The organism is Stackebrandtia albiflava (genome assembly GCF_007994225.1).
Lineage (GTDB): Bacteria > Actinomycetota > Actinomycetes > Mycobacteriales > Micromonosporaceae > Stackebrandtia > Stackebrandtia albiflava.
Window position 1 is genome coordinate 1,600,537 of record NZ_VLLL01000005.1, and the last position, 26,205, is coordinate 1,626,741.

Consider the following 26,205-nt stretch of genomic DNA (forward strand, 5'->3'; position numbering starts at 1 on the left):
AACGCCCCGCAGGGTGGTGGCAGGCTGACACGATGCCGTTGTTCTCGCCGCCGCCGTCGCGGATCGCCCCGGGCGCCGTGCACCTGCCCGGGCTGCTGTCACCGGACAGGCAGGCCCGGTTGGCTGCGGCGTGCCGGCGTTGGGCGGTACCGCTGCGCCGGGTCCGGTTGCCGTCGGGTGGTGTCATGTCGGTGCGGCAGGCGTGCCTGGGGTGGGAGTGGACGCCGTACCGGTACCGGCGGCACCACCGGGACGGTGGACCGGTCGCGGCGTTCCCCGCCGCGCTCGGCCGCCTGGCCGTGGAGTGCGTCGCCGCCGCCTACGGCACCGCCGGCGACTTCACGCCGGACGTGGCGTTGATCAACTTCTACGCACCCGAGGCCCGTATGGGCATGCACCGCGACGCCGAGGAGGTGTCGCCGGCGCCGGTGGTGTCGATCAGTCTGGGAGACACCGCGGTGTTCCGGTTCGGCAACACCGCCGGTCGCGGCTGGCCGTGGCGGGACGTCCACCTGGACTCCGGTGACGTGTTCGTGTTCGGCGGCCCGTCCCGACGGGCCTTCCACGGCGTCACCCGGATCCTGCCCGGCACCGGGCCGGCCGATATCGGCGTCGGCGTCGGCCGGTGGAACCTCACGATCCGGCAGACCGGCCTGGCCGTGCCCGGCTACGCCGGTTTGCCCGATTCCGGCCCCGGTCCGGGGCGGCAGGGGCGATAGTGACGGCATGGACAAGTTCTCTTTGACCGCCCTGGCCGGCGATCACCTCGACCAGGCGCACGACTCCCACGCCGGGCGCAGCACCGAGACCCTCGTCGGTGGATCGCGGCGGCGGCTGCGTCAGACCCTCATCACCCTCACCGACGGCACCCACATGTCCGAGCACGACTTCCCCGGTGAGGCGACCCTGCACGTGTTGTCGGGCCGGATCCGGTTGGAGGCCGGCGCCGACGGCGGTGAGGCCGCCGAGGGCGACCTGGTGGTGATCCCACCGGAACGGCACAGTGTCACCGCGTTGACCGACACGGTGTTCCTGCTGACGGTCGTGAAGTGACCCGCGGGTCTCTCAGTCGACCTCGACGGTGATGCCGAGCGCGCGGGCCAGCGCGAACGTCAACGGGATCAGGTCGGCGGCCTTGACCGTCGCGCCGCGCAGGAACTCCACGCCTGAGACGTCGTCGATGACGCAGTCCTCCACGCGGGCGCCGGCCATCTTGACCTGGTGGAACTTCGCGCCGGTCAGGTCGCAGCGCCGCAACACGACACCGGTCAGGTCGGCGCCGGTGAAATCGACACTCGTCATGCGGCAGTCGGTGAACACGGTGCCGCTCAACCGGGTGAACCGGAACCCCGTCAGGTCCATCCGGCAACCGGTGAACGTCACGTCCTTGACGACACCGTCGGTCCACTGCAGACCCGTCATGCGGACGTCGGTGAACCGGCTGCGGAACGCCGAACCGGACTCGGCGAACACGTTCGCCAGGTCGCCGTGGTCGAACACGCAGTCACGCCACACCCCGCCGCGCCACCGCCCACCCGACAGGTCGGCACGCGTGAACCGGCACTGTTCGATGTGGAAGTTCGCCGCCACGGCACCGGCGTAGTCGGCGCCCGAGGCGTCGACTCGCCACCAGTCGGCCTCGTCGACCAGGCCGTCCGCGTCGGGCGGCCCCAACACCTCCGGCAACTGCGGGTCGGTCGCTTTCGGCCCGGACCTGCCTGCCATGTCCGCCCCCTCTCCACATTCCACCACACCGGTCGCGGCCACCATACCGGCCGCCACCGACACCACCACCCACTCCACGGCGGTAACCTGCAACACCCACCCACGCCCGAGGAGACACCACATGCGGCTGTTCCTGATACCCGGCGGCCTCTGGGAACCCGAGATGACCGCGCAACGGTTCTGGGGCCACAGCGGCATCCTGCCCGCCCTTACCGCGCGCGGCATCACCTGCGTCGCCCCCGACCGGCTCCCCCGCCCCGCCGACTGGGACACCGACACCGCGCACCTGGCCGAGGCACTGCCCGACGGCGACGTCGCGATCATGGCCGCCTCCAACGGCACCACCCCCGCGATCGCCTTGGCGCGGCTGTTGGGGAGGCGTCTGACCGCGTTGATCCTGGCGTGGCCCGCCACCTGCGGTGACGACCGCGCCGACCGGCACACCCGGGCGGCACTGTCGGCCGCCGGCGCCACCGGCGACACGATCGAGAACCTGTTGACCGGCCAGACGCTTCGCGGCGTCACCGACGCGCGGATCCGGGAACTGTCACCACCCCGGGCGGCCCTGATCCCGGCGCCGCCGGCCTCACCGTTCCACCGCCGCCACACCGTGACGGCACTGTCCGGGCTGCTGCCGTCCGCGCACGTGCTGCCGGAGTTCCCCGAACCGCCCCGCCCGGAGTTCACCGGCCACACCGACCGGTTCGCCTCCACTGTGGCCAACTGGCTGCGCCCCGCCCCGGGCCCGTGACGCGACACCCGATACCGTCGCGGTGAACACCCCACACCTCGACGAAAGGCCACCGGAATGGACCGCTTCACCGGCCGCAGAGTCCTCATCACCGGAGCCGCCCGCGGCATCGGCCTGGCCTGCGCCCGGCGGTTGACCTCCGAGGGCGCGACCGTGGCCGTGGCCGACATCGAACTCGACGCCGCCACCGAGGCCGCCGAGACACTTCCCGGTGCCGTCCCCGTCGAATGCGACGTCACCGACACCGAGTCGGTGACACGTGCCGTGGCCGAAACCGTGCGGCGACTCGGCGGCCTCGACGTCCTGGTCAACAACGTCGGTATCGCCGGGCCCCTGGGATTCGAGTCGATCGACGACCAGGAGTGGATACGCCAGACCGACCCCACGCTGCAGGGCGCCGCCCGCGTCACCCGCGAGGCGATCCCGCACCTGTTGGGCGCCACCGGCGGAGGCGCGGTCGTGTCGATCAGCTCGGTCAACGGCATGGCCGCCGTCGGTAACCTGCCCTACTCGGCCGCCAAGGCCGGCCTGATCAACCTGACGCAGAACCTCGCCGTGGCGTACGGGCCGCGCCGCCGCGGCAGCATCGACGCCGACCACGGCTGGATCCGGTTCAACGTCGTGTCACCGGGAACGATCCGCACCCGCGCCTGGACGCACAGCCCCGAGTCGCTGGAGCGGATGCACCGCATGGCGCGGCTGTACCCGATGGGGCGCGTCGGCGAACCCGAAGACATCGCCGCGGCCGTGGCGTTCCTGGCCTCCCCCGACGCCGCCTGGATCACCGGCGTGAACCTGCCGGTCGAGGGCGGCTTCCTGGCCGGGCCCGCCACCGTCATGGACACGCTCACCGACTGACCCGCGCGGAGCCTCCGCCTATGCCCCCAGCCAGGTGAACCGGAGCAGCCGGGTCGGGTTGTCCACGTTGGTGTCGACCAGCACCACCGACTGCCACGTACCCAACGCCATCCGCCCCTCCACCACCGGCACCGTCGTCGACGGCGACACCAACGCCGGCAACACGTGGTCACGACCGTGCCCGGGACTGCCGTGCCGGTGCCGCCACCGGTCGTCGGCCGGAAGCAGGTCCGCCAACGCCGCCAACAGGTCGTCGTCACTGCCGGCGCCGGTCTCGATGACGGCGATCCCGGCGGTGGCGTGCGGCACGAACACGTTGAGCAGCCCGTTCTCCGCACCCGCCTCGCCCAGGAACCGGGCGCACCGGTCGGTGACGTCGACGGCGGCGGCCCGGCCGCCGGTGGTGATCTGAATCGTGTCGGTGTGAAACCGCTGTCCCATGGTGGTGATCCTGCCACTCCCGGCGCCGTGGCGTGATGACCCACCAGGCACCATGGTCCGGGTGAGCCTCGTTGACTTGTTTCCCGAAGACCCTCAACCCGACGCGGTGTTCGACGCCTTCACCGGTTGGGCCGCCGACCGGGGACTGACCCTCTATGACGCCCAGGAGGAGGCGCTCATGGAGATCGTGTCGGGCAACAACGTGATCGTGGGCACCCCCACCGGCTCCGGAAAGAGCCTCATCGCCGCCGGCGCGCACTTCGCGGCGCTGGCCGCCGACCGCACCAGCTTCTACACCGCGCCCATCAAGGCGCTGGTCAGCGAGAAGTTCTTCGACCTGTGCGACCAGTTCGGCACCGACAACGTCGGGATGATGACCGGCGACGCCAGCGTCAACGCCGACGCGCCCCTCATCTGCTGCACCGCCGAAGTCCTGGCCAACATCGCGCTGCGCGACGGCGAGTATGCCGACGTCGGCCAGGTCGTCATGGACGAGTTCCACTTCTACTCCGAACCCGGGCGCGGCTGGGCGTGGCAGGTGCCGCTGCTGGAACTGCCCCACACCCAGTTCGTGCTGATGTCGGCGACACTGGGCGACACGTCGTTCTTCGAGAAGGACCTCACCCGCCGCACCGGCCGCCCCACCGTCACCGTCACCTCCGCGACCCGCCCGGTGCCCCTGTACTACCGCTACTCCACCGAACCGCTGCAGAACACCATCGAACTGCTGCTGGCCGACGACAAGGCCCCCGTCTACATCGTCCACTTCACGCAGGCCGCCGCGATGGAGCAGGCGTCGGCGCTGATGAGCATCAACGTGTGCACCAAGGCCGAGAAGGCCGCCATCGCCGACCTCATCGGCGGGTTCCGGTTCACCACCGGGTTCGGCAAGGCACTGCAACGCCTCGTCAAACACGGCATCGGAGTCCACCACGCCGGGATGCTGCCCAAGTACCGCCGACTGGTGGAACGACTGGCGCAGGCCGGACTGCTGAAGGTGATCTGCGGAACCGACACCCTCGGCGTGGGCGTCAACGTCCCCATCCGCACCGTCCTGTTCACCGGCCTGTCCAAATACGACGGGCACCGGGTCCGGCGGCTGCGCGCCCGCGAGTTCCACCAGATCGCCGGCCGCGCCGGCCGCGCCGGTTTCGACACCGAGGGCCTGGTGGTGGCGCAGGCACCCGAGCACGTCATCGAGAACCAGAAGGCCGTCACCAAGGCCGGCGACGACCCCAAGAAGCTGCGCAAACTGAAGAAGAAGGCCGCCCCCGAGGGCTTCGTCGGCTGGTCGCGGGAGACCTTCGAGAACCTCCAGACCGCGCCCCCCGAACCACTGGTCAGCCGGTTCACCGTGTCCAACGCGATGCTGCTGAACGTGATAGCCCGCCCCGGCGACGCCTTCGAGGCGATGCGGCGACTGTTGACCGACAACCACGCACCGCCCGGCATCCAACGCGCCCTCATCAGGGAGGCCATCGCCATGTACCGGTCGCTGCTGGCGGCCGGGATCGTCGAGACGCTTCCCGAACCCGACCGTTCCGGGCGGCGGCAACGCCTGACGGTCGACCTGGACACCGACTTCGCCCTCAACCAGCCGCTGGCGCCGTTCGCGTTGGCGGCCCTGGAGATCCTGGACGCCGACGACCCGGACTACCCGTTGGACGTCATCAGCGTCGTGGAGTCCATCCTGGAGGATCCCAGGCAGGTGCTGGCCGCCCAACAGAACCGCGCCCGCGCCGAGGCGGTCGCCCAGATGAAGGCCGACGGCGTCGAATACGACGAACGGGTCGAACGGGTGTCGCTCATCGAGTACCCCAAGCCGCTGGAGGAACAGCTCACCGCCGCCTACACCGCCTACGGCCGCAGCCACCCCTGGATCAAGGACCACCCGTTGCGGCCCAAGAGCGTCGTACGCGACCTGTACGAACGCGCCATGACGTTCGGGGAGTTCATCGCGTTCTACGAACTGTCGCGCGCCGAGGGCGTGGTCCTGCGGTACCTGGCCGGGGCGTACAAGACCCTGGACCAGACCATCCCCGAGTCCGCCTCCACCGAGGAGCTGCGGGACGTGACGGCGTGGCTGGGCGAACTGGTCCGCCAGGTCGACTCCAGCCTGTTGGACGAGTGGGAGCAGTTGTCGAACCCACAGGCGCAACCCGACGACCGCAAGGCGTTGACCGAGCAGACCACGTCCCTGACGTCCAACCGCAGGGCCTTCACCGTCGCGGTCCGAAACGCCATGTTCCGGCACGTGGAACTGGCCGCCCTCGACCGCCCGGACCTGCTGGCGGGCCTGGAGACCGGCCTGACCCGCGAACAGTGGCAGGACGCACTGGACGACTACTACGACGCCCACGACGACATCGGCACCGACGCGGCCGCCCGCAGCCCCCGGCTGCTGCTGATCGAGTCCGAGACACCGCAGCGGTGGCGGGTGGCGCAGATCCTCGCCGACCCCGCCGGCGACCACGACTGGCGCATCGAGGCCGAGATCGACCTGCCCGCCAGCGACGCCGCCGGGGTCCCGGTGGTGACGGTGACGGGACTGCGCAGCCTGTAGGGAATCAGGGCCGCCAGTGGCGCAGCTGCTCGGCCCAGGCACGGATACCGGCGGCGAAACCCTCGCGCTGCTGCGGGGTGAGCCGGTCCATCGCCGCCAGCAACGGCGCCGCCCGCACGGTGACGTAGTACCGCATGTGGTCGACGCGGTGCGCGGCCAGGCTCACCAGGGTGCGCCGGCGGTCGCCCGGGTCGGGGCGGCGGTCGACCCAGTCGGCCGCGTCGAGGTCGCCGACCAGTTCACTGACCGTGGACAGGGCCAGCCCCATGGCCTCGGCGAGTTCACCCACCGACACCGCCGGACGGGCCAGCAGTTGCACGCACACCGCGCCGTGCCGGGCGGTCAGGCCGTGGGCGGCGAAGGACTCGGCCTGTTCGGGCGGCATCTGGCCGCGTGCCTTGTCGAAGTAGGTGGCGATGAGTGGCAGGAAACCCAGTACGGCGGTGATCTCGGCGGGTTCGGGGGCGCGTTGCTCGGACACCGCCGCATCATATATCTTCGGAAATCCGAAAGGTTCGCTTATCCGAAGCAAGGAGTCCGTGATGACCGGTTACCTCGACGCCGTACACGACGCCCTCGAACGCCTCGACGACCTCGGATACGAACGCCGCCTCGGCGGCGGCGACCTCGCCAACCACGGCCCCATGGCCGCCGAGACCATCGCCGTCCTCGGCCACGGCGACCACGTACCCGCCTGGATCGACCTCTACCGCAGCGCCGCCCCACACCACGAACCACCCGTCCCCTACCAGGCCATCGACCCCGACGACGACACCGACTGGCGCGCCGCCATGGGCGACATCGGCCGCGCCGGCGACTTCGAGGTCCTGTTCACCCGCCACATCGACACCCACGGCTGGCAGGACACCCTCACCACCTGGTGGCCCCGCCTACTGCCCGGCCCCATGACCGGCCTCACCCACGGACTCATCCGCACCGCCCACGCCGTCCGCTCCATCACCGCCACACCCACCCCCAGCCGCGCCCAACTCACCGAACTGGCCCGCGGACTCGGCTATTGGGCCGCCCGATTCATCGACCACCCCGGCCCCGGCCGCCTCACCGGAACACTGTCCATCCCCCACGCCGTGGCCGCGCTACGCCGACTCGACACACCCCCGCAAGACCCCCGCCACGCCGCCCGACTCCTCAAAGACGCCCACACCCTTCCCGGCTTCCGCGAGGCACTCGAACGACCCGCCGGCGGCGACCCCCACCGCATCCTGTCCGACATGACCGCCGAATTCGCCGGAATATGCGTCTCCCACACCGACCACCGGTTCCCCATACCCCTCGTCCACGGCGTCACCGCACCCGCCGCCGCCCGACTCGTCCTGCCCTGGCTCCCGCCACGACTCCACGAAGCCACCGTGGCCGCCGCCGCCCGACTCGTCCTGCCCTGGCTCCCGCCACGACTCCACGAAGCCACCGTGGCCGCCGTCTGGCAGGCACAGGTCACCCTCCTGATGCTGGCCGGCGGCGACCCCGCCGCAGAGACCACCGCATGGCGACGCGCCCGCGACCACGAACCCACCCCCTGGCCCGCCCTGGCCGAGGCCGCCGTCGCGCACGGCGACGAACACGTCGTCAAGTTCACCGAGGCCCTCATGCGAGAACACACCCTGCGACCCGACCCCCGCTACGCCTACGCCGCCCGCGCCGCCATCGACCACATCGCACGCCCCGGCCACGGACACAGCGCCGCCACCGCCCGATTCGGCACCTGAGACGTTCTCTCCGAACCCGCTGTTCTGCCGGGCGTCGCCCGGTCGGCGCTCGCGGCGTCGTCGCAGGCCCTACGTACCGGTGTCGTATGCAGGACCTGCGACTTCCGATCCTCCATCGGAACACCGCTCGCAACGGACGACGAACGAGACCTCTAGAGCGCCCGCTCCCACGTCTGCGCCGTCAACTCGTCACCGAACATGGCGACGGCGCTCTCCTCCACCACCTCGAAACCCGACCGCCGGTACAGGCGCGCCGCGGCCGAAAGCCGGTCGACCGTCCACAACCGGATCCTGTCGTACCCGGCCGATGCCGCGAACTCCAGGCACGTGTCGATCAACGCCGCACCCACCCCCTGGCCACGCGCGTGCGGCTCCACCAGCAACACCCGCAGCTTCGCCACACCCGGCGCGTCCCCCGCCACGCACATCACCGACCCGACCATCTGACCACCCTGATCGGCGATCCACACCGCCTCCCGGCCCGGCTGCGCACCGGTGGCGAAATCGGCCACGATCGTGGCCACCAACGCCTCGTACTCCTGGTTCCACCCGTACTCACGCGCGTAGATCTCACCGTTGCGCGCCACGATCCGCCCCAGATCACCCGGACGCGGCCCACGGATACGAAACCCCGGCGCCTCACCGGGTGCGAAACGACGACGGATGACGTCCATGGCCGCCAACAGGTCGGCGCGCGCCTCCGCGCCCAGACCCGCGACGAGCTCGGCCACCTGCGCGTCGGAACGCCCGTCGAGCTCGTCGAACAGTTCCCTCCCCCGGGCCGTCAACCGCAGCAGCAGACGCCTGCCGTCGCCGGAGTCGCGGTGCCGCGCCACCAGGCCGTCCCGGGTCAACCGGCCCAGCATCCTGCTGAGGTAGCCCGCGTCCAGGCCGAGCCGGCGGCGCAGGCCCGCCGCGTCACCGGCCTCGCCGTGACGCAGCTCGTACATCACCCGCACCTCGGTCAGGCTGTACGGGCTGTCCAGAAGTCCCTCGTCGAGGACGCCCAGCAACCGGGTGTAGAACCGGTTGAACTCCCGGATCCGCCGGATCTGCCCGGCCTGAGTGTCGGCCACGTCGCCACCGCCTAACAAGTTGACTGAGGCAACCATATGAGCCGCGCCACCCCCACGTCAACACTCACCGCCGCGGCACCACCAGACCCGACTCATACGCGAACACCACCAACTGCGACCGATCCCGACACCCCAACTTCACCATCGCCCGACTCACATGCGTCTTGGCCGTCATCGGCGAGATCACCAACGACGCCGCGATGTCGGCGTTACTCATCCCCTGCGCCACCAACGCCACCACCTCACGCTCCCGCACCGTCAAACCGTCCGCCCCCGGCACCGGCCGAAGCGGCCTCGACACGAACTCCACCATCAACCGCCGCGTCACCTGCGGCGACAACAACGCATCACCCCGCGCCGCCGACCGCACCGACCACAACAGATCCGCCGGCTCGATGTCCTTGACCAGAAACCCCGCCGCACCCGCCCGCAACGCCCGATACACGTACTCGTCGAAACCGTAATTCGTCAACATCACCACCCGCACACCCCGGCACGCCTCCTCCGCCGCGATCGCCTCCGTCGCCGCGATACCGTCCATCCCCGGCATCTCGATGTCCAACAACGCCACATCCGGGCGATGCCTCACCGCCTCGGCCACCGCCTGCGCACCGTCACCGGCCTCCGCCACCACCTCGATGTCGTCCTCCGCCGACAACAACGCCCGGAAACCACCCCGCATCAACACCTGATCATCGGCCAACAACACCCGGATCACGCCTCCACCTCCACCGGCAACACCGCACGCACCCCGAACCCACCCGCACTACGAGGCGCCGCCTCCAGACGACCACCCAACGCCTGCACCCGCTCGGCCATACCCGCCAACCCCCAACCCGCCTCACCCGGCACCACCGCCGGACCGTCGTCCTCCACCCGCACCTCCACCGCGTCCTCACCCACCCGCACCGACACACACGCCCGCGACCGCGGCGCATGCCTGGCCACATTCGTCAACGACTCCTGCACCACCCGGTACACCGTACGGTCCACAGTCACCGGCAACCCACCACCGTCACCCTCCACCGACAACGTCGCCACCACCCCCGCCGCCCGGCTCCGCTCCACCAGCTCACCCAACGCCCCCACACCACGCCGCCCATCGGCCGCATCGTCCCGCAACAGGCCCAGCGTCGCCCGCAACTCCCGATTCGCCTCCCCCGCCGCCTGCTGAATCGCCGCCAACTCCGGCGACACCACCTCACCCCGCTTCCCGGCCAGATGCACCGCGACCCCCGCCTGCAACTTGATCACCGCGATCGCATGCGTCAACGAATCGTGCAACTCCCGCGCGATCCGCAACCGCTCCTCACCCGCACGCCGCGCCGCCACCTCCTCCCGCGTCCGCTCCGCCTCGACCGCCCGCTCCTCCACCGACCGCACATACGCCCGGTACTGACGGAACACCTCACCCAACACCGCCGCCGCCACCAGCCAACCCACCGGCAACACCGCCGCGGCTATCGCCTCCCGCAACGGATCCCGCGCACCCACCACCGCCTGCGCCACCGTCGCCACCACCACCGGCGCCACCACACACACCGTGAACACCCGCCGCCCGGCCCGCACCGCCGTATAGATCGCCACCAACACCGGCAACGTCGCCACCGGCCCCGGCGTCACCACCGCCGCATGCGCCACCAAACCCAATACCGCCACGACCAACACCACCCGAGGCACCCACGACCGCAACACCAGGGCCGCGGCCGCCACCACCGGCGGAACCACCGCCGCCACCGGATACCCCGCCAACGCGCCGTCCGCCGCCACCACCGCGGCCAGACCCGCCACGGCACACACCTCCGCCACCCGACGGCCCTGCACCTTCGCCATCCCCGCAGGGTATGCGACGCCGCGAACCCCCCACATCGCCCGCACGACGCACCCGACGCCTACTCCCACGGCGGTACCCGCGTTGTGACCGGTAACCACGCCCCTTCGGCGGCGCCGCGACCCACTCCAACCTACTTGACGCAACGGCAGATACTTGACGTATATTCAAGTACTCACCCGAAGGAAAGGGACGGTAATGGAACCCGACCGCGAACTCACCCCCGCCGAGGCCCTGGAACACACCCTGCGCACCCACACCGCCCTCCGGCGCGCATCACGATGGCGCATCCTCGGCTGGTGGATCATCACCCTGTTCATCGTCACCCTCGTCGTCGGCGACGACCTCTTCCCCCGGCTCCTCGACCGCTACGAGACCCCGTTGCTGCTCGTCACCGTCGCCGCCCTGGGCGCGCTGACCTGGAACGCCCGCGCGTTCCGTCGCCGCCACGACCGCATCGAGGTGATCCTCTACCTCACCGTCGCGGTACTCGCCGTCACCCACCGCCTGCTACTCCCCGACGACACCCCCGTCGCCCCGTCCCTGGCACTCGCCCTCACGCCACTCGCCGCCTGCGCCGCGGCCACCACGATGGCGCTGCGACGATGACCGGCCGCCACCCGCGACACGACCTCGACGAGGTCATCCACACCCCCATCAGACTGTCCATAATGGCGGCCTTGGCCGACGGCGACCGGATCCACTTCGGCCTACTCCGAGACCACCTCCAGGTGTCCGACTCACTGCTGTCGAAACACCTCACCACCCTGGAGACACACGACTACCTCACCATCGACAAGGGATACCTCGGCAAACGCCCCCGCACCTGGCTCCGCATCACACCCACCGGCCTGGCCGCCTACCGGCGATACCGACACACCCTCCAGCAGATCCTCACCCCACCCGCCACCGGGTCACCCCCACCGGAGTAGCGCCCGATACCCCCGGCGCGGTAACCCCGCCCCCACACGACACCACCACGAGCCGACGCGCCACACCCGCCACCCGCCATACCGTCACCACATGATCGCCACCATCACACGACTGCCCGCCCGCATCTGGCACGAAAGCACCACCGCGCAACGCGTCTGCTACACACTCGCCGCCCTGTCCGCCGCGTCCGGCATATTCCACATCGGCATCCAACTCATCGACGGCGGCCCATGGACCGGCCCGGTGTCCTGGCGCAAACCCGTCACCTTCGGACTGTCCTTCGCCATCGTCCTGGCCACCGTCGCCTGGATCATCGGACACATCCGCATGCCGGCCACCCTCCGCCGCGTCCTGCTCACCGCCTTCGCCACCGCGAGCCTCGCCGAAGTCACCGGCATCACCATCCAGGCATGGCGCGGCGTACCCTCCCACTTCAACGACACCGACCCGGTGTCCGCGCTCATCTCCCACACCATCCTGGCGCCCATGGGCGGAATCCTCATCGCCGTCGTCCTCGTCCTGACCGTGGCCGCACTACGCCCTCAACCCGACACCTCCGCACCACTGCGCCTGGCGATCCGGGCCGGACTCCTCGTCCTCACCCTCGCCATGGTCACCGGCGCCGTCATGATCGCCACCGGAGCCGGCCTCACCACCACCGCCGGCCACACCGCCGCCTACCGGTCCGGCGGCTGGCTCAAACCCAGCCACGCCCTCACCATGCACGCCGTCACCGTCCTACCCCTCATCGCCTACACCACCGACGCCGTCACCGGCGACATCCGCCTCACCCACCGCGTCACCACGATCGCCACCACCGCATACGTCCTCGCCACCATCACCGTCATCGCCCTCAACCTGACCGCCGCCCCCTGACCCGCCAGCAATCCCCCAATCGGCGGCCACCACCACACCTTCCAAGGCACACTGACCGGGAGACCGCACCGACGAGGGATGAGGACCGACCGTGAACCACGCACCCACCGTCACACTCAACAACGACGTCACCATGCCCCAACTCGGCTTCGGCGTATGGCAGGTCTCCGACACCGACACCGTCGACGCCGTCGCACGGGCACTGTCGGTCGGATACCGTGCCGTCGACACCGCCGGCGCATACGGCAACGAGGCCGGAGTCGGCCGCGCCATCGCCGCCAGCGGCCTCGATCGCGGCGACGTCTTCATCACCACCAAACTCGCCAACCCCCACCAGGGCTACGAGAACACCATGCGCGCCTTCGAGAAGTCCCTCCAGGAACTGGGAACCGACTACGTCGACCTCTACCTCATCCACTGGCCCATGCCCGCCCGCGACCTCTACACCGACACCTGGCGCGCCTTCGAACGCCTCTACCGCGACGGCCACGCCAAGGCCATCGGCGTGTCCAACTTCGAGATCGCCCAACTCGACCGCCTCGCCAACGAATGCACCGTCACACCCGCCGTCAACCAGATCGAACTCCACCCACACCTGGTCCAGGACGAACTACGCCGCTACCACGCCGCCCACGACATCGCCACCGAGGCGTGGAGCCCACTGGGACAAGGAGGCGACCTCCTCCAAGACCCCGTCATCAGCCGCATCGCCGCCGGCCACGGCAAGACGCCCGCCCAGGTCGTCATCCGCTGGCACCTGCAACTGGGCAACATCACCATCCCCAAATCGGTGACACCCTCCCGAATCGCCGAGAACTTCGACGTCTTCGACTTCACCCTCACCGACACCGACATGGCCGACATCACCGGCCTACCGCAGGGCCACCGCCTCGGCCCCGATCCCGCCGTCTTCCAATGACCGACCCCGGGGGCGGCGGCCGGTTGCCGCCACCCCCGGGAGCCCGTCACGACGACGCCACCACCGGCGCCGGCAACTCCACGACCGCCTCGGCGTCCAACGGGAACATCGGGCGCGCCACCCGGTGATGCCCCAACCGCACGATGTCCTGATCCACCCCACCGGGAGTCAACGCCAACACCCAACCCTCGGCCGCGTCGAACAGGTCCGGGACCAGGTAACCGATCTTCACCACCGTCACGTCCACACCCGCCGGGTCAAGACCCAACGCGTGGAAGTCCGACACGTAATGGAACGGCTTACGCCGCTGCGTCAACACCGCCGACACACCACCGCACCGCACCACCGCGACATCACCACCCACGGCGTCCTCGGCCAACCGCACCACCTCACCGGTCAACTCCACCGAATCGGGCCAACCCAGCTCACCCCCCACGGTCACCGTCACCGACGCACCCTCACCCGCCGCCCGGCACACCGCCACCGCCGCCGGAGCCACCACACTCGCCCAGATCGCCGACGCCTCCCCGGCCGCCAACCGAGGCTCCGCCGTCAACCTCCCCAACATGAACGGCACATCGCCCGAGCCACCCGCCGTCGGGTTGTCCCCCGAATCCGACACGAAGAACGGCCCCCGCGGCGAATCCAACGCCGACGCGATCGCCGTGTCCGCGTCCATCGCGTCGGTCGAGAAACCGAAGTCGCGACGCGCGTCCCACCACGCCCGCGCCAAGCCCGCCGCCTCCGCCACGATCGACTCCTCGTCGGTGCCGGTCACCACCACCGCGGCCCGGCATCGCGGCTCGTCCGCCCACGCGTAACCGATCCAGATCGCCGCGTCGATGATCCCGTCCGCCGCCTCGATCCCCGGCAACAACCCGTACAGGCCCTTCGCGGGCTCGTCACGAGTACACGCCTTCTCGCCGGGCAACAACACCGGAACCGTCGTCCACGCCCGCTTCGGCCGCACCCCCTCGTCCAGGCACGCCACCAGGTTCGCCCTCGCCCGCGCCGACGTCAGCTTCGCGTCCTCGTGAGGCGACATCCGGTGCGACGTCAACAGGTCCACATTGTCGAACAGCAGCCGGGACACGTTGCCGTGCGGATCCATCGACGCCGACACCAGCACCTTCGGCCCCACCACGTCACGCACCCGCGCCGCCAGGTCGCCCTCGGCGTCGTCGAGTCCCTCCACACTCATGGCGCCGTGGATGTCCAGGTACACACCGTCCAACGCGGCCTCACCGTGAACCCGGGTGAGCTCAGCGACGATCTCGGCACTGATCCGGTCGTAGAAGTCCCGCGTCACCGCGCCCCCGGGCAACGCCCGCGCGTGCACCAACGGAATCCACTCCGGCCCCTCCGCCAGATCGTCGTAGCGCGCCAGGAGCTCCCGGCCGCGCGTCACCGTGAAATCCGGGTCCGACGCCCGGTGAGGCGAGAAGGTCGAGGACTCGATGTGTATGCCGCAGATCGCGATCCGGTGCTTACGTGAACTCATGCGCGGCAGCCTACTTTTTGCTCGCGGCAAGATCAATACCGTGACGGTCACACCGCGACCACACCGCGCCGTCACCGTGACCGCGACGTGCCCCGGGCACCCCTAGCCTGAGGAACACGCCGTCAGAAAGAGCCGCCATGCCCCGCCGCGCCACGATCGCCGCCGCCCTGGCGGTGCTGACCGTACTGGCCACCCTCACCGGCTGCAGCCGCCGAGAGACCATGTCACTGGCCGTCTTCACACCCGACGGCACACCCCACCTCATCGTCGTGCCCTGCCCCGGCCAGGACCTCATAGGTCTCGGCATCGAGACCGCCGACTCCTACAGCGCATACGCGCTCGCCGGATCCGCCGTATGGGAGGCGCACGACAAGACCGACCCCGACCCCGAACCCCTCGCCCACAACACCGTCATCCCGCTGCTGCACACCCCACCGGGATGGACCCTCGAACCCGGATCCGCCACCACGCTCGATCCCGGCACCCGGTACGTCGCCAAGGGATACGGCGGCCTGGTCACCCACCCCGTCGGATTCACACTCGACGCGCTGTTCGGCCTCCCGAGCGGACAGGTCATCACCAACGACGACCACGATCCCGGATCCAGCACCACCATGGCACTCGACGAGTTCCACGCCCGGGCTGCCACGTCCTGCTGACCATACGGTCGCCGGCGACGAACCGGCCCGGCCGGACCGTTCCGATGGCCGCGTGGGGTTTTCGATCTTCCGAAGGTTGACACCTCGGGTGCGATATATCTCAGTGTACGAACCGAGCGAATGCCGGCCACCGGATTGACGACGCCACACGTGGGTATCCCATCGCCAAGCGAAAGCGAAGGACACCCGGATGGCCGACCCACACCAGGAGACCCGCCGCCTACTCGACCGGCGGGCCACCCTGCTGCGCGAACGCATCCACCACATCGACCCCACCGCTGCCCGCCGCGACTGCCTCCTCGACACCGGCGACGCGGCGGCGGCGGCCGCCGCCGAAACCGAACAACTCGCCCTCAGAGACCGCGCCCGTGACGCCCTGCACGACGTCCAGGCGGCCCTGCACCGCCTCGACACCGGCGACTACGGCCGTTGCGTCTACTGTGGCCGGCCCATCTCCGCCGACCGCCTCGACGCCGTACCCACCGCGGACACCTGTACCGAATGCGCCGACCCGGCGACGAACCGATCCACGGACACGGAGGACACATGAGCGAGCAACAGCAGCCACCACAGGAACAGAACCCGCCCGGCCGCACCGACGAGATGACCCCCACACCGCGCGACGAGATGCGCGACTACCGGGGACGCGGCCTGCTCGAAGGCCGCCACGCCCTCATCACCGGCGGCGACTCCGGAATCGGGCGCGCCGTGGCCGTCGCCTTCGCCAAGGAGGGCGCCGACGTCGCCGTTGCCTACCTGTCCGAACACGACGACGCCGAACACACCCTGTCGCTCGTGGAGGCGGAGGGCCGCCGCTGCATCCTGCTGCCGGGCGACCTGGCCGACGCCGCCCACTGCCGCGACGTCGTCGCGCAGACCGTCGACAACCTCGGCGGACTGGACCTACTGGTCAACAACGTGGCCACCCAGCGCCCCGTGGACGCACCCGAGGACATATCCGACGAACAGTGGCGCCACACCTTCGACGTCAACATGCACAGCTACTTCCGGGTGACCAACGCCGCCCTCCCCCACATGGGATCCGGCAGCGCGATCATCAACACCGGATCCGTCAACGGGCTGCGAGGCAACGCCTCGCTCATCGACTACGCCGCCACCAAGGGCGCCATCCACACCTGGACCTACTCCATGGCACAGACGCTCATGTCACGCGGCATCCGCGTCAACTGCGTCGCGCCCGGACCGGTATGGACACCACTGATCCCGTCCACCTTCCCCGCCGAGAAGGTTGCCGAGTTCGGCGCGCAGGCGCCCATGAAACGCGCCGCCGAACCCGACGAGATCGCACCCAGCTACGTGTTCTTCGCCAGCGACACGTTCTCGTCCTACTACAGCGGCGAGGTACTGGCACCGATCGGCGGAGAGATCGCTCCGGGCTGAACCCGAGCGCTCGGCGGCGTCAGTCGCGACGCCGCCGAGCGACCAGGCGCCCCACCGCCCGCTCGATCGCCTCACGCCGCTCCCCCGGTGACATGGCGGCGCGGGAACAGCGACGCAGCGTGGCCGCGATCGTCCTGCCCGACTCGAACGCGGCCACCACCCTGGGGTCCACGTAGGAGTCCCGGGCCACGGCCACGGTGTCGCCCAACGCGTCGGCCACCCGCCGCAACGCCACCTTCACCGCCTCTCCCGGATCCCCGTCACCCGAAGCCTCTCCCAGTGCCACCGCGGCCAGTACCGTGGCGTTCCAGGTACGGAAGTCCTTGGCGGTGAAGTCCTCGCCCGTCAGCTCCTTGAGGCGGGAGTTGATCGCGTCGGCGTGAACGGCGTGCCAGCCGTCGTCGGCCCGGTACGCCAACGCCCGTCCGGTGGGGTTACCGGCGCGGCGGACCGCCCGGAACACCCGGACGATCCGGCCGTCCGCGACACGGTACCGGCCGACGCCGCCGCCCTTGGCGGGGAACTCCAACCGCACCTCCTCGCCCGACAACACGACGTGCGAGTCCCGTAGGGTCGCCAGCCCGAAACTGCCGTTGTCGTCGGTGTACTCCTCGTTGCCCGGACGCAACGCGATCGCATCCAACAACAGCAGGGCGGCGGCCAGCACCCGGTCACGGCCGGGGCCGCGCGCCGCCACGTCGGCGTCGAGCCTGCGGCGCAACGCCGGCAACGCCTTCGCGAACCCGCTCATCCGCGCGAACTTGGCCTCGTCGCGTTCCTCCCGCCACTGCGGATGGTAGATGTACTGCAGCCTGCCCTTCGAATCCCGGCCCACGGCCTGGATGTGCCCCTCGGGATACGCGCAGATCCACACCCGGCGCCACGCCGGCGGTATCACCAGGTCCTCGATGCGGGCCAGCGCGGCGGCGTCGTCCAACGTGGAGCCGTCGGCGTCGCGGTAGCGGAATCCGCGCCCGTACCGTCGGCGGGTGATGCCCGGTTCGGAGGGGTCGCTGCGTCGCAGTTCCATGCCAGGGTCCTACCCCGTGTCGCCGGAACACTCCCCTCGCCGGGTCGCGGTTCCGGGCGGCAGGCGGGGCACCGTCTGCCCGGACGGTGCCCCTTTCCTACCTACCTATCCCCTGGTTGACGCCGATCACGGTGTGAAAAGGCCCGGTTGTCGGTACCGCGATCGTGACGATGACCGGATACCCGGTCCCGCCGGAGATGAAACCTCTCGCGGCGGAATTTCATGTCGGTGCCCGATCCTCCGGGTTTCGGGACCGACAGGAACGCATCGTGGCCGATGTACATCATGTTGGAGCCGGGGCGCGTCGTGTCTCGGCTACCGCCAGCGCGCTCACCGCCGCCAGCAGCAACACCGTCCCGGCGACGGTCGCGCCCGTCAACCGCTCCCCCAGCACGGTCACCGCCAGGATCGCCGCCGACACCGGCTCGATGAGCATCACCACCGACGAGGTCGCCGCCCGCACCACCGCCGCACCCGCGAAGAACAACGGGTAGGCCAGCGCCGTGGGCACCGCACCCAGATACACCAGCAACCCGACCACCTCGGGAAGCCGATCGGTGACGGGGAACAGTCCCTCCCACAACGCCGCCGGGGCCAGCAACAGCGTGCCGACCGCGAAGGACCAGACCGTCACCCGTACCGAATCGCCACCGGCGAGATCGGAGGCCCACCGCGTCAGCAGGGTCGTGGTCGCGTAACCGGCCGCCGACAACAGCGAGAGCGCCACCCCGGCGGGACGTACCGCGCCGATCGGGTCCGCCGCCACCAGTACGACCAACCCCAGTACCGCACCGGCCACGGCGCACACACCCGTGCCGCCCAGCCGTTCCCGCAACAGGAGTCGGCCCCCCAGGGCGGCGATGACCGGTGCCGCGCCCAGGGTGATGACCGTGGCGACCGCGACTCCCGTCGCGGCCACCGCACCGAAATAGGCGGTCTGGAAGACCGCCAGCCCGAGACCGGTCCCCAGGCGCAGTGACACGACCCGGCGGCGTCCCGCCGCGCCTGCGGGCGGTGCCGGCGGCACACCGCCTCGCCGGAGCAGCGACACCCCGGTCAACAGCGTCAGTCCTATGGCGAAGCGCCAGAAGGAGACGGTGAACGGTCCGGTGTCGGACGAGCGGTACAGCAGGTCGACGGCCGCGCCGGTGGTCCCCCAGGTGAGACCGGCTACGGCGAGGAAGGCCAGGCCACGGGACGTGGACGGGCCGGCGGTGGATGTGAACATGAGGTATCGCGCTCTCTCGCGTCAGAGGATGGCCGGGTGGCGACGAAGCCGCGGGCACGGCGCACCGGCCATCGGCGACCGATCACGACGTCGGCCGATGGTCCTCCGAGCGGGGGCCCGCGGTCAGCGGGCCGGCGGGGCGAGAGCGCCTGAGATCATCGCAACAGTGTAGGCGCCGCCGAGGGGTTCCCCGACGCGCGTCTCACGACGTGGAAGGTTCACCGGCCGTCCCAGTGCCCGGGGCGGTCCAACCACTCCGGGATACGTGTCGCGGCGTCACCGGCCGCCGCGTCCAGCTGCGGAGGAGTCAGGAACAACGCGGTGGACAGGTCGGCGCCGCGCAGATCGGCCGCCCGCAGATCCGCGCCGAGCAGGTCGGCGCCGCGCAGATCGGCGTTGCGGAGGTCCGCGCCCAGGAGATACGCGCCCCGTAGCACCCCGTCGCGGAGATTTCTGCCCCGCAGGCGCGCGCCGATCAGGTCGGCGCCCCGGTGGTCGGGACCGCGCCTTCCCGTCCTGACGGCGGCGACGGCCGAGTCCAGCAGTTGCCCGACCCGACGGCGCAACGGTGCCACGTCGAATCCGGTGAGCGCGTCGGCGTCCTGCTCGGTCAGTCGCGCGGCGTGGTCGGCGACGGTGGTGACCTCGCCACGCAGGGGCTCGGGCAGTGCCCACTCCAGGGCCTCGGCCAGATACCAGCGCAGTTCGTTGAGCTGGCGCATCACCCCGAACACCTGGAACATCGCCGCCGAGTCCGCCCCGCTCCGCCAGTCCCGGCCGCCGAAGGTGTGACCGACGACCTGCTGGCCGGCACCGAAACAGTCGAAGACCGTGCAACCGACGAACCCACGCGGCCGCAACCTCTCGTGGATGCCGCAACGGAAGTCGTCACGCAGATTGCCGCAGGCCGTCCCGGCCGGTTTGTCGATCGGGAAGTCCGCCGACTTCGCGAAGGCCGGGGCCACACAGCACAACCCGGCGCACCGTGCGCAGTCGGCACGCAGATGCCGCCGCGCCAGTCGCTCCACGCGCCGCCCCGTCTCCCCCTCGCTCATGAGGCCAACCCTAGCCCGGGCTCTCGGAGTGGTCTGCGACGGCGGCGGCCACCCCGTCCAACAGCATCGACATGCCCCGGCGGTACGCCCTGCGGGCGGGGGCCTCCAGGAACGGGCCGTCGTCTTCGGTGACGGGCTCCGGATCGGCGTGCAACCGCACGGTGGCGGGGAAGCGTTCCACGAAGTCCGGGACGACCTGTCGCAGCGCGGCGGCACGTCGGCTCCACCACTGCCGATCTGTCTGGCCGGTCACCGCCGCGGCGGCTCGGGCCTCGGCGACGGTGGCGGCGGTGCCGCGCACCTGGTGGAACAACGCGGCCACCACGCCGCGACGTGAGGACGGGGGCAGGCCGGTGTCCTCCAGGGCGACCGCGAGTGATTCCAGGGCGGACTGCTCGTGGGGCCCCATCACCGGGCGGGCGAAGGAGACGCGCAGCGTCCAGGGATGACGCAGGTGCATCGCCAGCAGCCGGTCGGCCCAGTCGGAGACCGCGGCCCGCCACGGACGGGACGACCCCGGAGCGGCCGCGAGCTCCTCGTGGACCCGGTCGTACATGAGCTCGGTCAGCGAGTCCCTGCCCGGCACGTAGGAGTACAGCGCCATGCCGGTGCGTCCCAGCCGCTCTCCGACCGCCCGCATCGACACCCCGTCCATCCCGCGCGCGTCCGCCAGCTCGATCGCCGCGTCGACGATCGCGTCGACGGTCAGCGCGGGTTTGGGGCCGGGGCGGGGCGGCGGGTCCTCGCGCCACAGCAGGGACAGCATCCTGCGCGGCTCCGAACGGCCCGCGTAACCGGTCATGTGGCGACTCCTTACTTCGTAAGCTAATATATCGGCTCGACGTTTTTACACCGTAAAGAATTCACTGTGGAGGAATGATGCCCACGGTCCGCCTCTCCGACGACACCCCGCTGGAGGTCACCGTCACCGGCCGCGGCCCCACGCTGCTCCTACCGGAGAACCCCGCCGAGGCCACCCCGGAGACGGCGGAGCGCCTGCGTCCCTGGGGCACCGACCCGCAACTCGGTCACACCCTCATGACCGGCCTCTCCGACCGGTTCACCGTGGCCGCGTTCGACTACGTCGGCCACCTCATGGCCCACCCACGACCCGACGACCTCACACCCGAGACCGTGACAGCCGACATGCTCGCCGTCGCCGACGCCGTGGGCGCCGAACGGTTCGCCTACTACGGGTACTCGTGGCTGGGACTGAGCGGCCTGCAACTGGCGATCCGCACCGACCGGCTGTGGGCCCTGGCGACGGGCGGCTTTCCGCCCCTCGACGGGCCCTACCGGGAGATGCTCGCCGTCACCACCGCCACACACCGCATGGCCGTCGAGAACGCCCGGGCGCCGGAAACCACCACGCGCGCCTCCCGCACCACCGCCGAGGACTCCGGAACGGGTGAGGACTACGACTGGGACGCCGCGGAGGCGACCATGTCCCCCGAGCAGAGCGGCCAGTTCACGACGCTTTACCGGGCGCTGGCCGACTTCGACGACCGCACCGTGCGATACCCGCCGGACCTACCGAGGTTGTGCCTGGTGGGTGAGTCGGACCGGATCGATTACGGCCCCCGGTGGGGTGGCGTCACCGTCGACCTGGCCGGTCCCGTGCTCCGCCACCGCGACACCCTGACCGCCACCGGATGGCGGGTCGCGATCCTGCCGGGACTCGACCACATGAAGGCGATGCAGCCGACCCACGTACTTCCGGTGCTCCGTCCGTTCCTCACCGATGCGGCCCCCTGACGCTCCGGCGATGACGGAACTACGGGCCGGGCCGGGTTCTCGAGTGGACGCCGGGGCCGCCCGGGAACCCGGCCCACGCCGGAAGCGGCCCGACCGGTGCCCGGCCGCCGCCACGACTAGATTCACGTGGTGACCGACTTCGTCATACCCGTGCTCACCGGCCTCGGAGCGGGACTCTCGCTGATCGTGGCCATCGGAGCGCAGAACGCCTTCGTGCTGCGGCAGGGACTGCGCACCGAACACGTCGCCTGGGTCGTCACGGTGTGCGCCGTGTCCGACGCCGTCCTCATCGTCGCCGGAGTGGCGGGCATCGGAGTGCTGATCCAGGCGGCGCCCGGACTGCTGACGGTGACCCGCTACGCGGGCGCGGCGTTCCTGCTCGGATACGCCGCGCTCGCCGCGCGACGGGTCTGGAACCGGCAGTCGATGACGACCCGGGCCGCCGGCGACCGCGCCGGGCTCGGCGCGGTGCTGGCCACCTGTCTGGCGTTGACCTGGCTCAACCCGCACGTCTACCTGGACACCGTGATCCTGTTGGGTTCCATCGCCAACTCCCATCCCGAACCCGACCGATGGCTCATCGGCGCGGGAGCCGTCGCCGGGAGCGTCGCCTGGTTCACGGCACTGGGCTTCGGCGCGCGGCTACTGAGCCCGCTGTTCGCCAGACCGATCGCCTGGCGGCTGCTCGACGCGCTCATCGCCGTCGTCATGACCGTACTGGCGGTGACACTCCTGCTCGGTACGTGACCGTCAACGCGACGGCGCGAACCCCGCGGTCAGCAGATGACCACCGGCACCCCACAGCGACGGCTCCGTCTCGTACCGCCGCAGTTCCCCCAGCAGCCGTTCCCGTGCCGGTGCGTCGTCGAGGACGACTTCGAGGCCGGGTATCAACCACACCGCGCCCTCCACACCGAACTGACGTACGCCGGTCAGGCCCGCCGCGTCACACTCGGCGCGGATCTCCTCGGGCCGGTGGAGATACGCACCGGTGAACAGCTCCCCCGACAGATGACCGGAGGCCGCCACCTCGTCCATCAGCTCCCCGGCCTCCACCAGGGCGCCCCTGCGTGCCATGTCGTGGAAGACCGAGAACCGGTTCACGGTCGCCACCACCACCGGGCCGCCGGGCCGGACGACCCGGATCGCCTCCGCGAGCGCCGACTCCCGGTCCGCGGGTTCCCGCAGGTGGTACATCGGTCCCAACAGCAGTACCGCGTCGACGTCGCCGTCGGGCAGGGGGAGCCGCCGCGCGTCACCGGTGACCGCGGTGACACCCGGCAACCGAGATGCCGCATCCACATGAGACGGCACCGGATCCACCAGGGTCACCCGGTGGCCGTCCTCGGCCAGCCAGCGGGCGTGCACGCCCATCCCACCTCCCACGTCGGCGACCGCCGACGGGGCCTCGGGCAACAACCTGCGCAACACGTCACGGGTACGCAGGAACTCCAACCGGCCCGGACCGTCCCTCTCAAGCCGGTCGGCCTCGCCGCCGCGTTCGTAGTACCGCAGGATCTCGGGTGCGATCGTCAACTCGTCCATGACGGGATTCTCCCGGACCCACAACGGAACACAACCGTTTATCCGGCCTCCACCACGGTCTCTCCCGTGGTCTGCCAGACCGCCGCGCCACCGGTCATCGACGCCAGCCGGGCACCCAGGCGCTCCGGATCGGGTGTGGCCACGTCGAACTCGATGTCGTCGCCGTACCGGACGTCCAGCAACCGGTCGGGTCCGCGCCGCAACTCCGCCTCCAGCCCGCCGCCGTCCCGGTAGTCGGCGACCACCGTCACCACCGGCAACCGCAGCAACTCCACGGTGCCCGCCAGGTCCACGGCCTCGGAGACGACACCTCCGTAAGCGCGGACGAGACCGCCGGCCCCCAGCTTGACCCCGCCGAAGTACCGTGACACCACCGCGACGACCTCGACCAGTTCCCGGTGGCGCAGTACCTCCAGCATGGGCAGTCCGGCGGTGCCACCCGGTTCGCCGTCGTCGCTCGACCGCCTGATCCGCCCGTCGCCGCCCACCACGTAGGCGGTGCAGTGGTGCCCCGCGTTCCAGTGCGCCCTCCGGCGCTCGGTGATGAAGGCGCGGGCCGCCGCCTCGTCGGCGACCCGCGCCAGAGCGCAGATGAACCGGGACCGGTGGATCACCAGTTCATGCACGATGTCGCCGCGGATCGTCCTCATGACGACAGCGACGATACGCCACGACCGGGCGCCGGCCGGTCAGCCCGGCAGCGGGAACCGGTCGGGGGTGATCGCGGCCAGTTCGGTCAGGTACGCGCGCTCCCGGGGGTCGTCCCAGCCGTCGGAGTCGATCAGCGACCACACGCCGTACTCGCTGAGCATGTACTCCACCGCGACCGGCCACAGCCGTCGCTCCTCCTCGGTGAGTGTCACCTGCGACAGGTAGCCCTCCGCGAACTCCCGCCATTCGGACGCGGTGAACAGCCGCGCCGGCGACGTCTCGTGTTCGATGTGGAACTGGATCGCCGCCAGCGCCAGGTCCAGTACGCGGGGGGCCCAGTCGGCGTTGTCGGGATCCACCAGCACCGGCCCCTCGGCGGTGTAGATGAGGTTGTTGGCCTTGTAGTCCATGACGGCGCCCACCTTGGGCAGGTCCGCCGACCGGATCTGCGGCAGGACCCTGGACATGAATTCGCCGACCAGGCGGCTCAACGGCTCCACCGACTCCGGGGCCGGACCGGCCAGGACCTTCGCCAGGCCCTCACGGTCCTCCTCGACCGACTCCTCGTCGTGGTCGGGCCACTGGAACGGCGGCGGCAGTACGGCGGGTCGCACCGCGTGGATGCGGCCCAGGAGTTCACCGGCGGCCCGTGCCTGTCCGTCGGCCGCCCGATACTGTCCACCTTCGATGAACGGGTACGCGACCCAGAAGTCCTCACCGACCTGGACGGGGTTGCGCACCGTGGTCGGCAGGGGCGACACGACCGCCACGCCCGCCTCCGCCAGTCCGGCGGTCCACCCCGCGATGGCGGCGGCGGTCTCGGGTTGGCTGCGGGTGCGTTTGACGACGGCCTCCCGTCCGTCGATCCGGCACGGGAACACCGGTGCGTACGGATATATCGACACCTCGGAGACGTCTTGGGCGTTGAAGTGCGCGAGCACCTCGGCGTGTTTCTCGGACGGTTCGGCGGTCATCGGCACTTCCTCTCAGACGACATACGTTTGCATATGAGAACACGTCGTCCGCGGATCCGGCAAACGGTTTAGGCGATCGCGTGCCGGTCCGGTTCGGATCCGGCCGTTCCGCCGGTCGACTACTGTCGAGTGCTCAGCCGTCAACACCACGCCGGGGAGCCTCCGATGTCAGTTCTGGTCGCCTTCAGTGTCACACCGCTGGGAATGGGCGAACACGTCGGCGAGGTGGTCGCCGAGGCCGTGCGGGTGGTACGCGAGTCGGGTCTGCCCAACCACACCGACGCCATGTTCACCGTGGTGGAGGGCGATGACCTGACCGAGGCGATGGCGGTGGTGACACTGGCCGTGGAGGCGGTCGCCGCCCGGGCTCCACGGGTGAGCACCGTGATCAAACTGGACTACTTCCCCGGGCGGGACAACGGCATCGATTCCAAACCCGCCGCGATCGACGCCTACCTCGCCGACGGACGATGACACGACCCCGGCGGCGGCCGGGTCGGCCGCCGCCGGGGTTCTCAACGGTTCACCTGAGCCGGGTCAACAGGCTCCCAGGCTCTCCCAGACGCCCCAGTCGCCGGTGGTGCCGGGCTCCTCGCCCTGCGTCCACCACTTGGCGCGGTACTCGGATCCGTTGTGGCTGACCACGGTGCCGCCGGTGTAGGTGCCCGAGGGGCTCCACGCCGGGGTGTCGCACTGGCCGGGCTCA

The 26,205-nt window shown here is 70.5% G+C and carries 30 protein-coding genes and 1 pseudogene; 16 read left to right on the top strand and 15 right to left on the bottom strand.

The genetic code is table 11. The features are described from left to right. Positions 1-32 precede the first annotated feature (32 nt). Positions 33-719 carry an alpha-ketoglutarate-dependent dioxygenase AlkB family protein gene (locus tag LX16_RS08265; RefSeq protein WP_147135507.1) on the top strand — a complete coding sequence of 229 codons (687 nt, stop codon included), beginning with the start codon at positions 33-35 and terminating at the stop codon, positions 717-719. 7 nt (positions 720-726) lie between these two features. Beyond that, on the top strand, positions 727-1,053 hold the full coding sequence (locus LX16_RS08270) for a cupin domain-containing protein (protein ID WP_147135510.1): 327 nt from the start codon (positions 727-729) through the stop codon (positions 1,051-1,053). A 12-nt stretch (positions 1,054-1,065) separates the two neighbouring features. Here LX16_RS08270 and LX16_RS26535 read toward each other — a convergent pair whose 3' ends face one another. Further along, on the bottom strand, positions 1,066-1,725 hold the full coding sequence (locus tag LX16_RS26535; RefSeq protein WP_158645524.1) for a pentapeptide repeat-containing protein: 660 nt from the start codon (positions 1,723-1,725) through the stop codon (positions 1,066-1,068). A 121-nt stretch (positions 1,726-1,846) separates the two neighbouring features. On the opposite strand from LX16_RS26535, the gene LX16_RS26540 reads away from it, so the two are divergent. Both LX16_RS26540 and LX16_RS08280 read left to right on the top strand, forming a co-directional pair. Further along, positions 1,847-2,476 carry an alpha/beta hydrolase gene (locus LX16_RS26540; protein WP_158645525.1) on the top strand — a complete coding sequence of 210 codons (630 nt, stop codon included), beginning with the start codon at positions 1,847-1,849 and terminating at the stop codon, positions 2,474-2,476. Positions 2,477-2,533: 57 nt separating this feature from the next. Next, complete coding sequence (locus tag LX16_RS08280; protein ID WP_147135516.1) at positions 2,534-3,334, top strand: SDR family NAD(P)-dependent oxidoreductase; 801 nt, start codon at positions 2,534-2,536, stop codon at positions 3,332-3,334. 18 nt (positions 3,335-3,352) lie between these two features. Here the strand turns inward: LX16_RS08280 and LX16_RS08285 are convergent, their stop codons facing one another. Then, positions 3,353-3,775 (bottom strand): secondary thiamine-phosphate synthase enzyme YjbQ, encoded by a 423-nt coding sequence (locus LX16_RS08285; RefSeq protein ID WP_147135519.1) that lies wholly within the window; start codon positions 3,773-3,775, stop codon positions 3,353-3,355. A 52-nt stretch (positions 3,776-3,827) separates the two neighbouring features. Here LX16_RS08285 and LX16_RS08290 point away from each other — a divergent pair, with 52 nt between their 5' ends. Continuing rightward, the gene (locus LX16_RS08290) at positions 3,828-6,338 is read left to right on the top strand and encodes a DEAD/DEAH box helicase (protein ID WP_147137264.1); all 2,511 of its coding nucleotides are present in this window, start codon (positions 3,828-3,830) and stop codon (positions 6,336-6,338) included. Between the two features lie 4 nt (positions 6,339-6,342). On the opposite strand, the gene LX16_RS08295 is transcribed toward LX16_RS08290, so the two are convergent. Next, positions 6,343-6,819, bottom strand: a complete 477-nt coding sequence (locus LX16_RS08295; protein ID WP_244615726.1) for a MarR family transcriptional regulator — start codon at positions 6,817-6,819, stop codon at positions 6,343-6,345. Positions 6,820-6,880: 61 nt separating this feature from the next. On the opposite strand from LX16_RS08295, the gene LX16_RS08300 reads away from it, so the two are divergent. Beyond that, a complete protein-coding gene (locus LX16_RS08300) occupies positions 6,881-8,065 on the top strand; it encodes a questin oxidase family protein (protein WP_147135522.1) in 1,185 nt (394 codons plus the stop codon). Positions 8,066-8,217: 152 nt separating this feature from the next. Here the strand turns inward: LX16_RS08300 and LX16_RS08305 are convergent, their stop codons facing one another. The 3 genes from LX16_RS08305 to LX16_RS27910 form a co-directional block, all read right to left on the bottom strand. Then, positions 8,218-9,141, bottom strand: a complete 924-nt coding sequence (locus LX16_RS08305; RefSeq protein ID WP_244615727.1) for a bifunctional helix-turn-helix transcriptional regulator/GNAT family N-acetyltransferase — start codon at positions 9,139-9,141, stop codon at positions 8,218-8,220. Between the two features lie 64 nt (positions 9,142-9,205). Then, positions 9,206-9,859, bottom strand: coding sequence for a response regulator (locus LX16_RS08310; RefSeq protein WP_147135528.1), 654 nt, complete (start codon positions 9,857-9,859; stop codon positions 9,206-9,208). After that, entirely contained in the window at positions 9,856-10,974 is a 1,119-nt protein-coding gene (locus LX16_RS27910; RefSeq protein WP_147135533.1) for a sensor histidine kinase, read from the bottom strand. The genes LX16_RS08310 and LX16_RS27910 overlap by 4 nt, the downstream gene beginning before the upstream one ends. Positions 10,975-11,170: 196 nt before the next feature. On the opposite strand from LX16_RS27910, the gene LX16_RS08320 reads away from it, so the two are divergent. The 4 genes from LX16_RS08320 to LX16_RS08335 all read left to right on the top strand — a co-directional run bounded on the left by LX16_RS08320 (position 11,171) and on the right by LX16_RS08335 (position 13,700). Beyond that, positions 11,171-11,581: a hypothetical protein gene (locus LX16_RS08320; protein ID WP_147135536.1), complete on the top strand. Its 411-nt coding sequence runs from the start codon at positions 11,171-11,173 to the stop codon at positions 11,579-11,581. Continuing rightward, the gene (locus LX16_RS08325; protein WP_147135538.1) at positions 11,578-11,904 is read left to right on the top strand and encodes a winged helix-turn-helix domain-containing protein; all 327 of its coding nucleotides are present in this window, start codon (positions 11,578-11,580) and stop codon (positions 11,902-11,904) included. Before LX16_RS08320 ends, LX16_RS08325 begins: the two co-directional genes overlap by 4 nt. A 91-nt stretch (positions 11,905-11,995) precedes the next feature. Then, positions 11,996-12,781, top strand: coding sequence for a hypothetical protein (locus LX16_RS08330; RefSeq protein WP_147135541.1), 786 nt, complete (start codon positions 11,996-11,998; stop codon positions 12,779-12,781). Positions 12,782-12,872: 91 nt separating this feature from the next. Next, complete coding sequence (locus LX16_RS08335; protein WP_147135544.1) at positions 12,873-13,700, top strand: aldo/keto reductase; 828 nt, start codon at positions 12,873-12,875, stop codon at positions 13,698-13,700. Between the two features lie 46 nt (positions 13,701-13,746). On the opposite strand, the gene LX16_RS08340 is transcribed toward LX16_RS08335, so the two are convergent. After that, the gene (locus LX16_RS08340) at positions 13,747-15,201 is read right to left on the bottom strand and encodes a M81 family metallopeptidase (RefSeq protein WP_147135547.1); all 1,455 of its coding nucleotides are present in this window, start codon (positions 15,199-15,201) and stop codon (positions 13,747-13,749) included. Between the two features lie 137 nt (positions 15,202-15,338). Here LX16_RS08340 and LX16_RS08345 point away from each other — a divergent pair, with 137 nt between their 5' ends. From LX16_RS08345 to LX16_RS08355, 3 genes are all read left to right on the top strand, one after another. Beyond that, the gene (locus tag LX16_RS08345) at positions 15,339-15,860 is read left to right on the top strand and encodes a hypothetical protein (RefSeq protein WP_147135550.1); all 522 of its coding nucleotides are present in this window, start codon (positions 15,339-15,341) and stop codon (positions 15,858-15,860) included. 190 nt (positions 15,861-16,050) lie between these two features. After that, on the top strand, positions 16,051-16,410 hold the full coding sequence (locus LX16_RS08350; protein ID WP_147135554.1) for a TraR/DksA family transcriptional regulator: 360 nt from the start codon (positions 16,051-16,053) through the stop codon (positions 16,408-16,410). Then, positions 16,407-17,261: an SDR family oxidoreductase gene (locus LX16_RS08355; protein ID WP_147135558.1), complete on the top strand. Its 855-nt coding sequence runs from the start codon at positions 16,407-16,409 to the stop codon at positions 17,259-17,261. Before LX16_RS08350 ends, LX16_RS08355 begins: the two co-directional genes overlap by 4 nt. Before the next feature lie 19 nt (positions 17,262-17,280). Here the strand turns inward: LX16_RS08355 and LX16_RS08360 are convergent, their stop codons facing one another. From LX16_RS08360 to LX16_RS08375, 4 genes are all read right to left on the bottom strand, one after another. After that, positions 17,281-18,291 (bottom strand): DNA topoisomerase IB, encoded by a 1,011-nt coding sequence (locus LX16_RS08360; protein ID WP_147135561.1) that lies wholly within the window; start codon positions 18,289-18,291, stop codon positions 17,281-17,283. 283 nt (positions 18,292-18,574) lie between these two features. Then, positions 18,575-19,519 (bottom strand): DMT family transporter, encoded by a 945-nt coding sequence (locus LX16_RS08365; protein WP_147135564.1) that lies wholly within the window; start codon positions 19,517-19,519, stop codon positions 18,575-18,577. A gap of 218 nt (positions 19,520-19,737) precedes the next feature. Next, the gene (locus LX16_RS08370; RefSeq protein ID WP_147135569.1) at positions 19,738-20,574 is read right to left on the bottom strand and encodes a pentapeptide repeat-containing protein; all 837 of its coding nucleotides are present in this window, start codon (positions 20,572-20,574) and stop codon (positions 19,738-19,740) included. Positions 20,575-20,584: 10 nt separating this feature from the next. Beyond that, complete coding sequence (locus LX16_RS08375; RefSeq protein WP_147135572.1) at positions 20,585-21,376, bottom strand: TetR/AcrR family transcriptional regulator; 792 nt, start codon at positions 21,374-21,376, stop codon at positions 20,585-20,587. A 77-nt stretch (positions 21,377-21,453) separates the two neighbouring features. Between LX16_RS08375 and LX16_RS08380 the strand changes: the two genes are divergently transcribed. Together LX16_RS08380 and LX16_RS08385 are read left to right on the top strand one after the other, a co-directional pair. Next, positions 21,454-22,329, top strand: a complete 876-nt coding sequence (locus LX16_RS08380; protein WP_147135575.1) for an alpha/beta fold hydrolase — start codon at positions 21,454-21,456, stop codon at positions 22,327-22,329. Positions 22,330-22,458: 129 nt separating this feature from the next. Continuing rightward, a complete protein-coding gene (locus LX16_RS08385; protein ID WP_147135578.1) occupies positions 22,459-23,076 on the top strand; it encodes a LysE/ArgO family amino acid transporter in 618 nt (205 codons plus the stop codon). 3 nt (positions 23,077-23,079) lie between these two features. Here LX16_RS08385 and LX16_RS08390 read toward each other — a convergent pair whose 3' ends face one another. The 3 genes from LX16_RS08390 to LX16_RS08400 are packed head-to-tail and all read right to left on the bottom strand — an operon-like array spanning position 23,080 to position 25,499. Then, on the bottom strand, positions 23,080-23,874 hold the full coding sequence (locus LX16_RS08390; RefSeq protein ID WP_147135580.1) for a class I SAM-dependent methyltransferase: 795 nt from the start codon (positions 23,872-23,874) through the stop codon (positions 23,080-23,082). Between the two features lie 38 nt (positions 23,875-23,912). After that, the gene (locus LX16_RS08395; protein WP_147135583.1) at positions 23,913-24,524 is read right to left on the bottom strand and encodes a YigZ family protein; all 612 of its coding nucleotides are present in this window, start codon (positions 24,522-24,524) and stop codon (positions 23,913-23,915) included. A 39-nt stretch (positions 24,525-24,563) separates the two neighbouring features. After that, the gene (locus tag LX16_RS08400; protein WP_147135586.1) at positions 24,564-25,499 is read right to left on the bottom strand and encodes a phosphotransferase enzyme family protein; all 936 of its coding nucleotides are present in this window, start codon (positions 25,497-25,499) and stop codon (positions 24,564-24,566) included. A gap of 165 nt (positions 25,500-25,664) precedes the next feature. On the opposite strand from LX16_RS08400, the gene LX16_RS08405 reads away from it, so the two are divergent. Further along, positions 25,665-25,973, top strand: coding sequence for a thiamine-binding protein (locus LX16_RS08405; RefSeq protein ID WP_147135589.1), 309 nt, complete (start codon positions 25,665-25,667; stop codon positions 25,971-25,973). 63 nt (positions 25,974-26,036) lie between these two features. Here the strand turns inward: LX16_RS08405 and LX16_RS28205 are convergent. Then, positions 26,037-26,168 (bottom strand): annotated as a pseudogene (locus LX16_RS28205) (carbohydrate-binding protein); the annotation flags it as partial. Positions 26,169-26,205: the final 37 nt, after the last annotated feature.

Bases quoted from the DNA above. Each gene is read 5' to 3' on its own strand.
- LX16_RS27910 (WP_147135533.1), bottom strand. From the start codon at position 10,974: ATGGCGAAGGTGCAGGGCCGTCGGGTGGCGGAGGTGTGTGCCGTGGCG.
- LX16_RS08280 (WP_147135516.1), top strand. From the start codon at position 2,534: ATGGACCGCTTCACCGGCCGCAGAGTCCTCATCACCGGAGCCGCCCGC.
- LX16_RS08365 (WP_147135564.1), bottom strand. From the start codon at position 19,519: ATGTTCACATCCACCGCCGGCCCGTCCACGTCCCGTGGCCTGGCCTTC.
- LX16_RS08285 (WP_147135519.1), bottom strand. From the start codon at position 3,775: ATGGGACAGCGGTTTCACACCGACACGATTCAGATCACCACCGGCGGC.
- LX16_RS08320 (WP_147135536.1), top strand. From the start codon at position 11,171: ATGGAACCCGACCGCGAACTCACCCCCGCCGAGGCCCTGGAACACACC.
- LX16_RS08340 (WP_147135547.1), bottom strand. From the start codon at position 15,201: ATGAGTTCACGTAAGCACCGGATCGCGATCTGCGGCATACACATCGAG.
- LX16_RS08400 (WP_147135586.1), bottom strand. From the start codon at position 25,499: ATGACCGCCGAACCGTCCGAGAAACACGCCGAGGTGCTCGCGCACTTC.
- LX16_RS08375 (WP_147135572.1), bottom strand. From the start codon at position 21,376: ATGACCGGTTACGCGGGCCGTTCGGAGCCGCGCAGGATGCTGTCCCTG.
- LX16_RS08265 (WP_147135507.1), top strand. From the start codon at position 33: ATGCCGTTGTTCTCGCCGCCGCCGTCGCGGATCGCCCCGGGCGCCGTG.
- LX16_RS08390 (WP_147135580.1), bottom strand. From the start codon at position 23,874: ATGGACGAGTTGACGATCGCACCCGAGATCCTGCGGTACTACGAACGC.
- LX16_RS26535 (WP_158645524.1), bottom strand. From the start codon at position 1,725: ATGGCAGGCAGGTCCGGGCCGAAAGCGACCGACCCGCAGTTGCCGGAG.
- LX16_RS08360 (WP_147135561.1), bottom strand. From the start codon at position 18,291: ATGGAACTGCGACGCAGCGACCCCTCCGAACCGGGCATCACCCGCCGA.
- LX16_RS08270 (WP_147135510.1), top strand. From the start codon at position 727: ATGGACAAGTTCTCTTTGACCGCCCTGGCCGGCGATCACCTCGACCAG.
- LX16_RS08300 (WP_147135522.1), top strand. From the start codon at position 6,881: ATGACCGGTTACCTCGACGCCGTACACGACGCCCTCGAACGCCTCGAC.
- LX16_RS08345 (WP_147135550.1), top strand. From the start codon at position 15,339: ATGCCCCGCCGCGCCACGATCGCCGCCGCCCTGGCGGTGCTGACCGTA.
- LX16_RS08370 (WP_147135569.1), bottom strand. From the start codon at position 20,574: ATGAGCGAGGGGGAGACGGGGCGGCGCGTGGAGCGACTGGCGCGGCGG.
- LX16_RS08395 (WP_147135583.1), bottom strand. From the start codon at position 24,524: ATGAGGACGATCCGCGGCGACATCGTGCATGAACTGGTGATCCACCGG.
- LX16_RS26540 (WP_158645525.1), top strand. From the start codon at position 1,847: ATGCGGCTGTTCCTGATACCCGGCGGCCTCTGGGAACCCGAGATGACC.
- LX16_RS08290 (WP_147137264.1), top strand. From the start codon at position 3,828: ATGGTCCGGGTGAGCCTCGTTGACTTGTTTCCCGAAGACCCTCAACCC.
- LX16_RS08380 (WP_147135575.1), top strand. From the start codon at position 21,454: ATGCCCACGGTCCGCCTCTCCGACGACACCCCGCTGGAGGTCACCGTC.
- LX16_RS08405 (WP_147135589.1), top strand. From the start codon at position 25,665: ATGTCAGTTCTGGTCGCCTTCAGTGTCACACCGCTGGGAATGGGCGAA.
- LX16_RS08325 (WP_147135538.1), top strand. From the start codon at position 11,578: ATGACCGGCCGCCACCCGCGACACGACCTCGACGAGGTCATCCACACC.
- LX16_RS08355 (WP_147135558.1), top strand. From the start codon at position 16,407: ATGAGCGAGCAACAGCAGCCACCACAGGAACAGAACCCGCCCGGCCGC.
- LX16_RS08350 (WP_147135554.1), top strand. From the start codon at position 16,051: ATGGCCGACCCACACCAGGAGACCCGCCGCCTACTCGACCGGCGGGCC.
- LX16_RS08330 (WP_147135541.1), top strand. From the start codon at position 11,996: ATGATCGCCACCATCACACGACTGCCCGCCCGCATCTGGCACGAAAGC.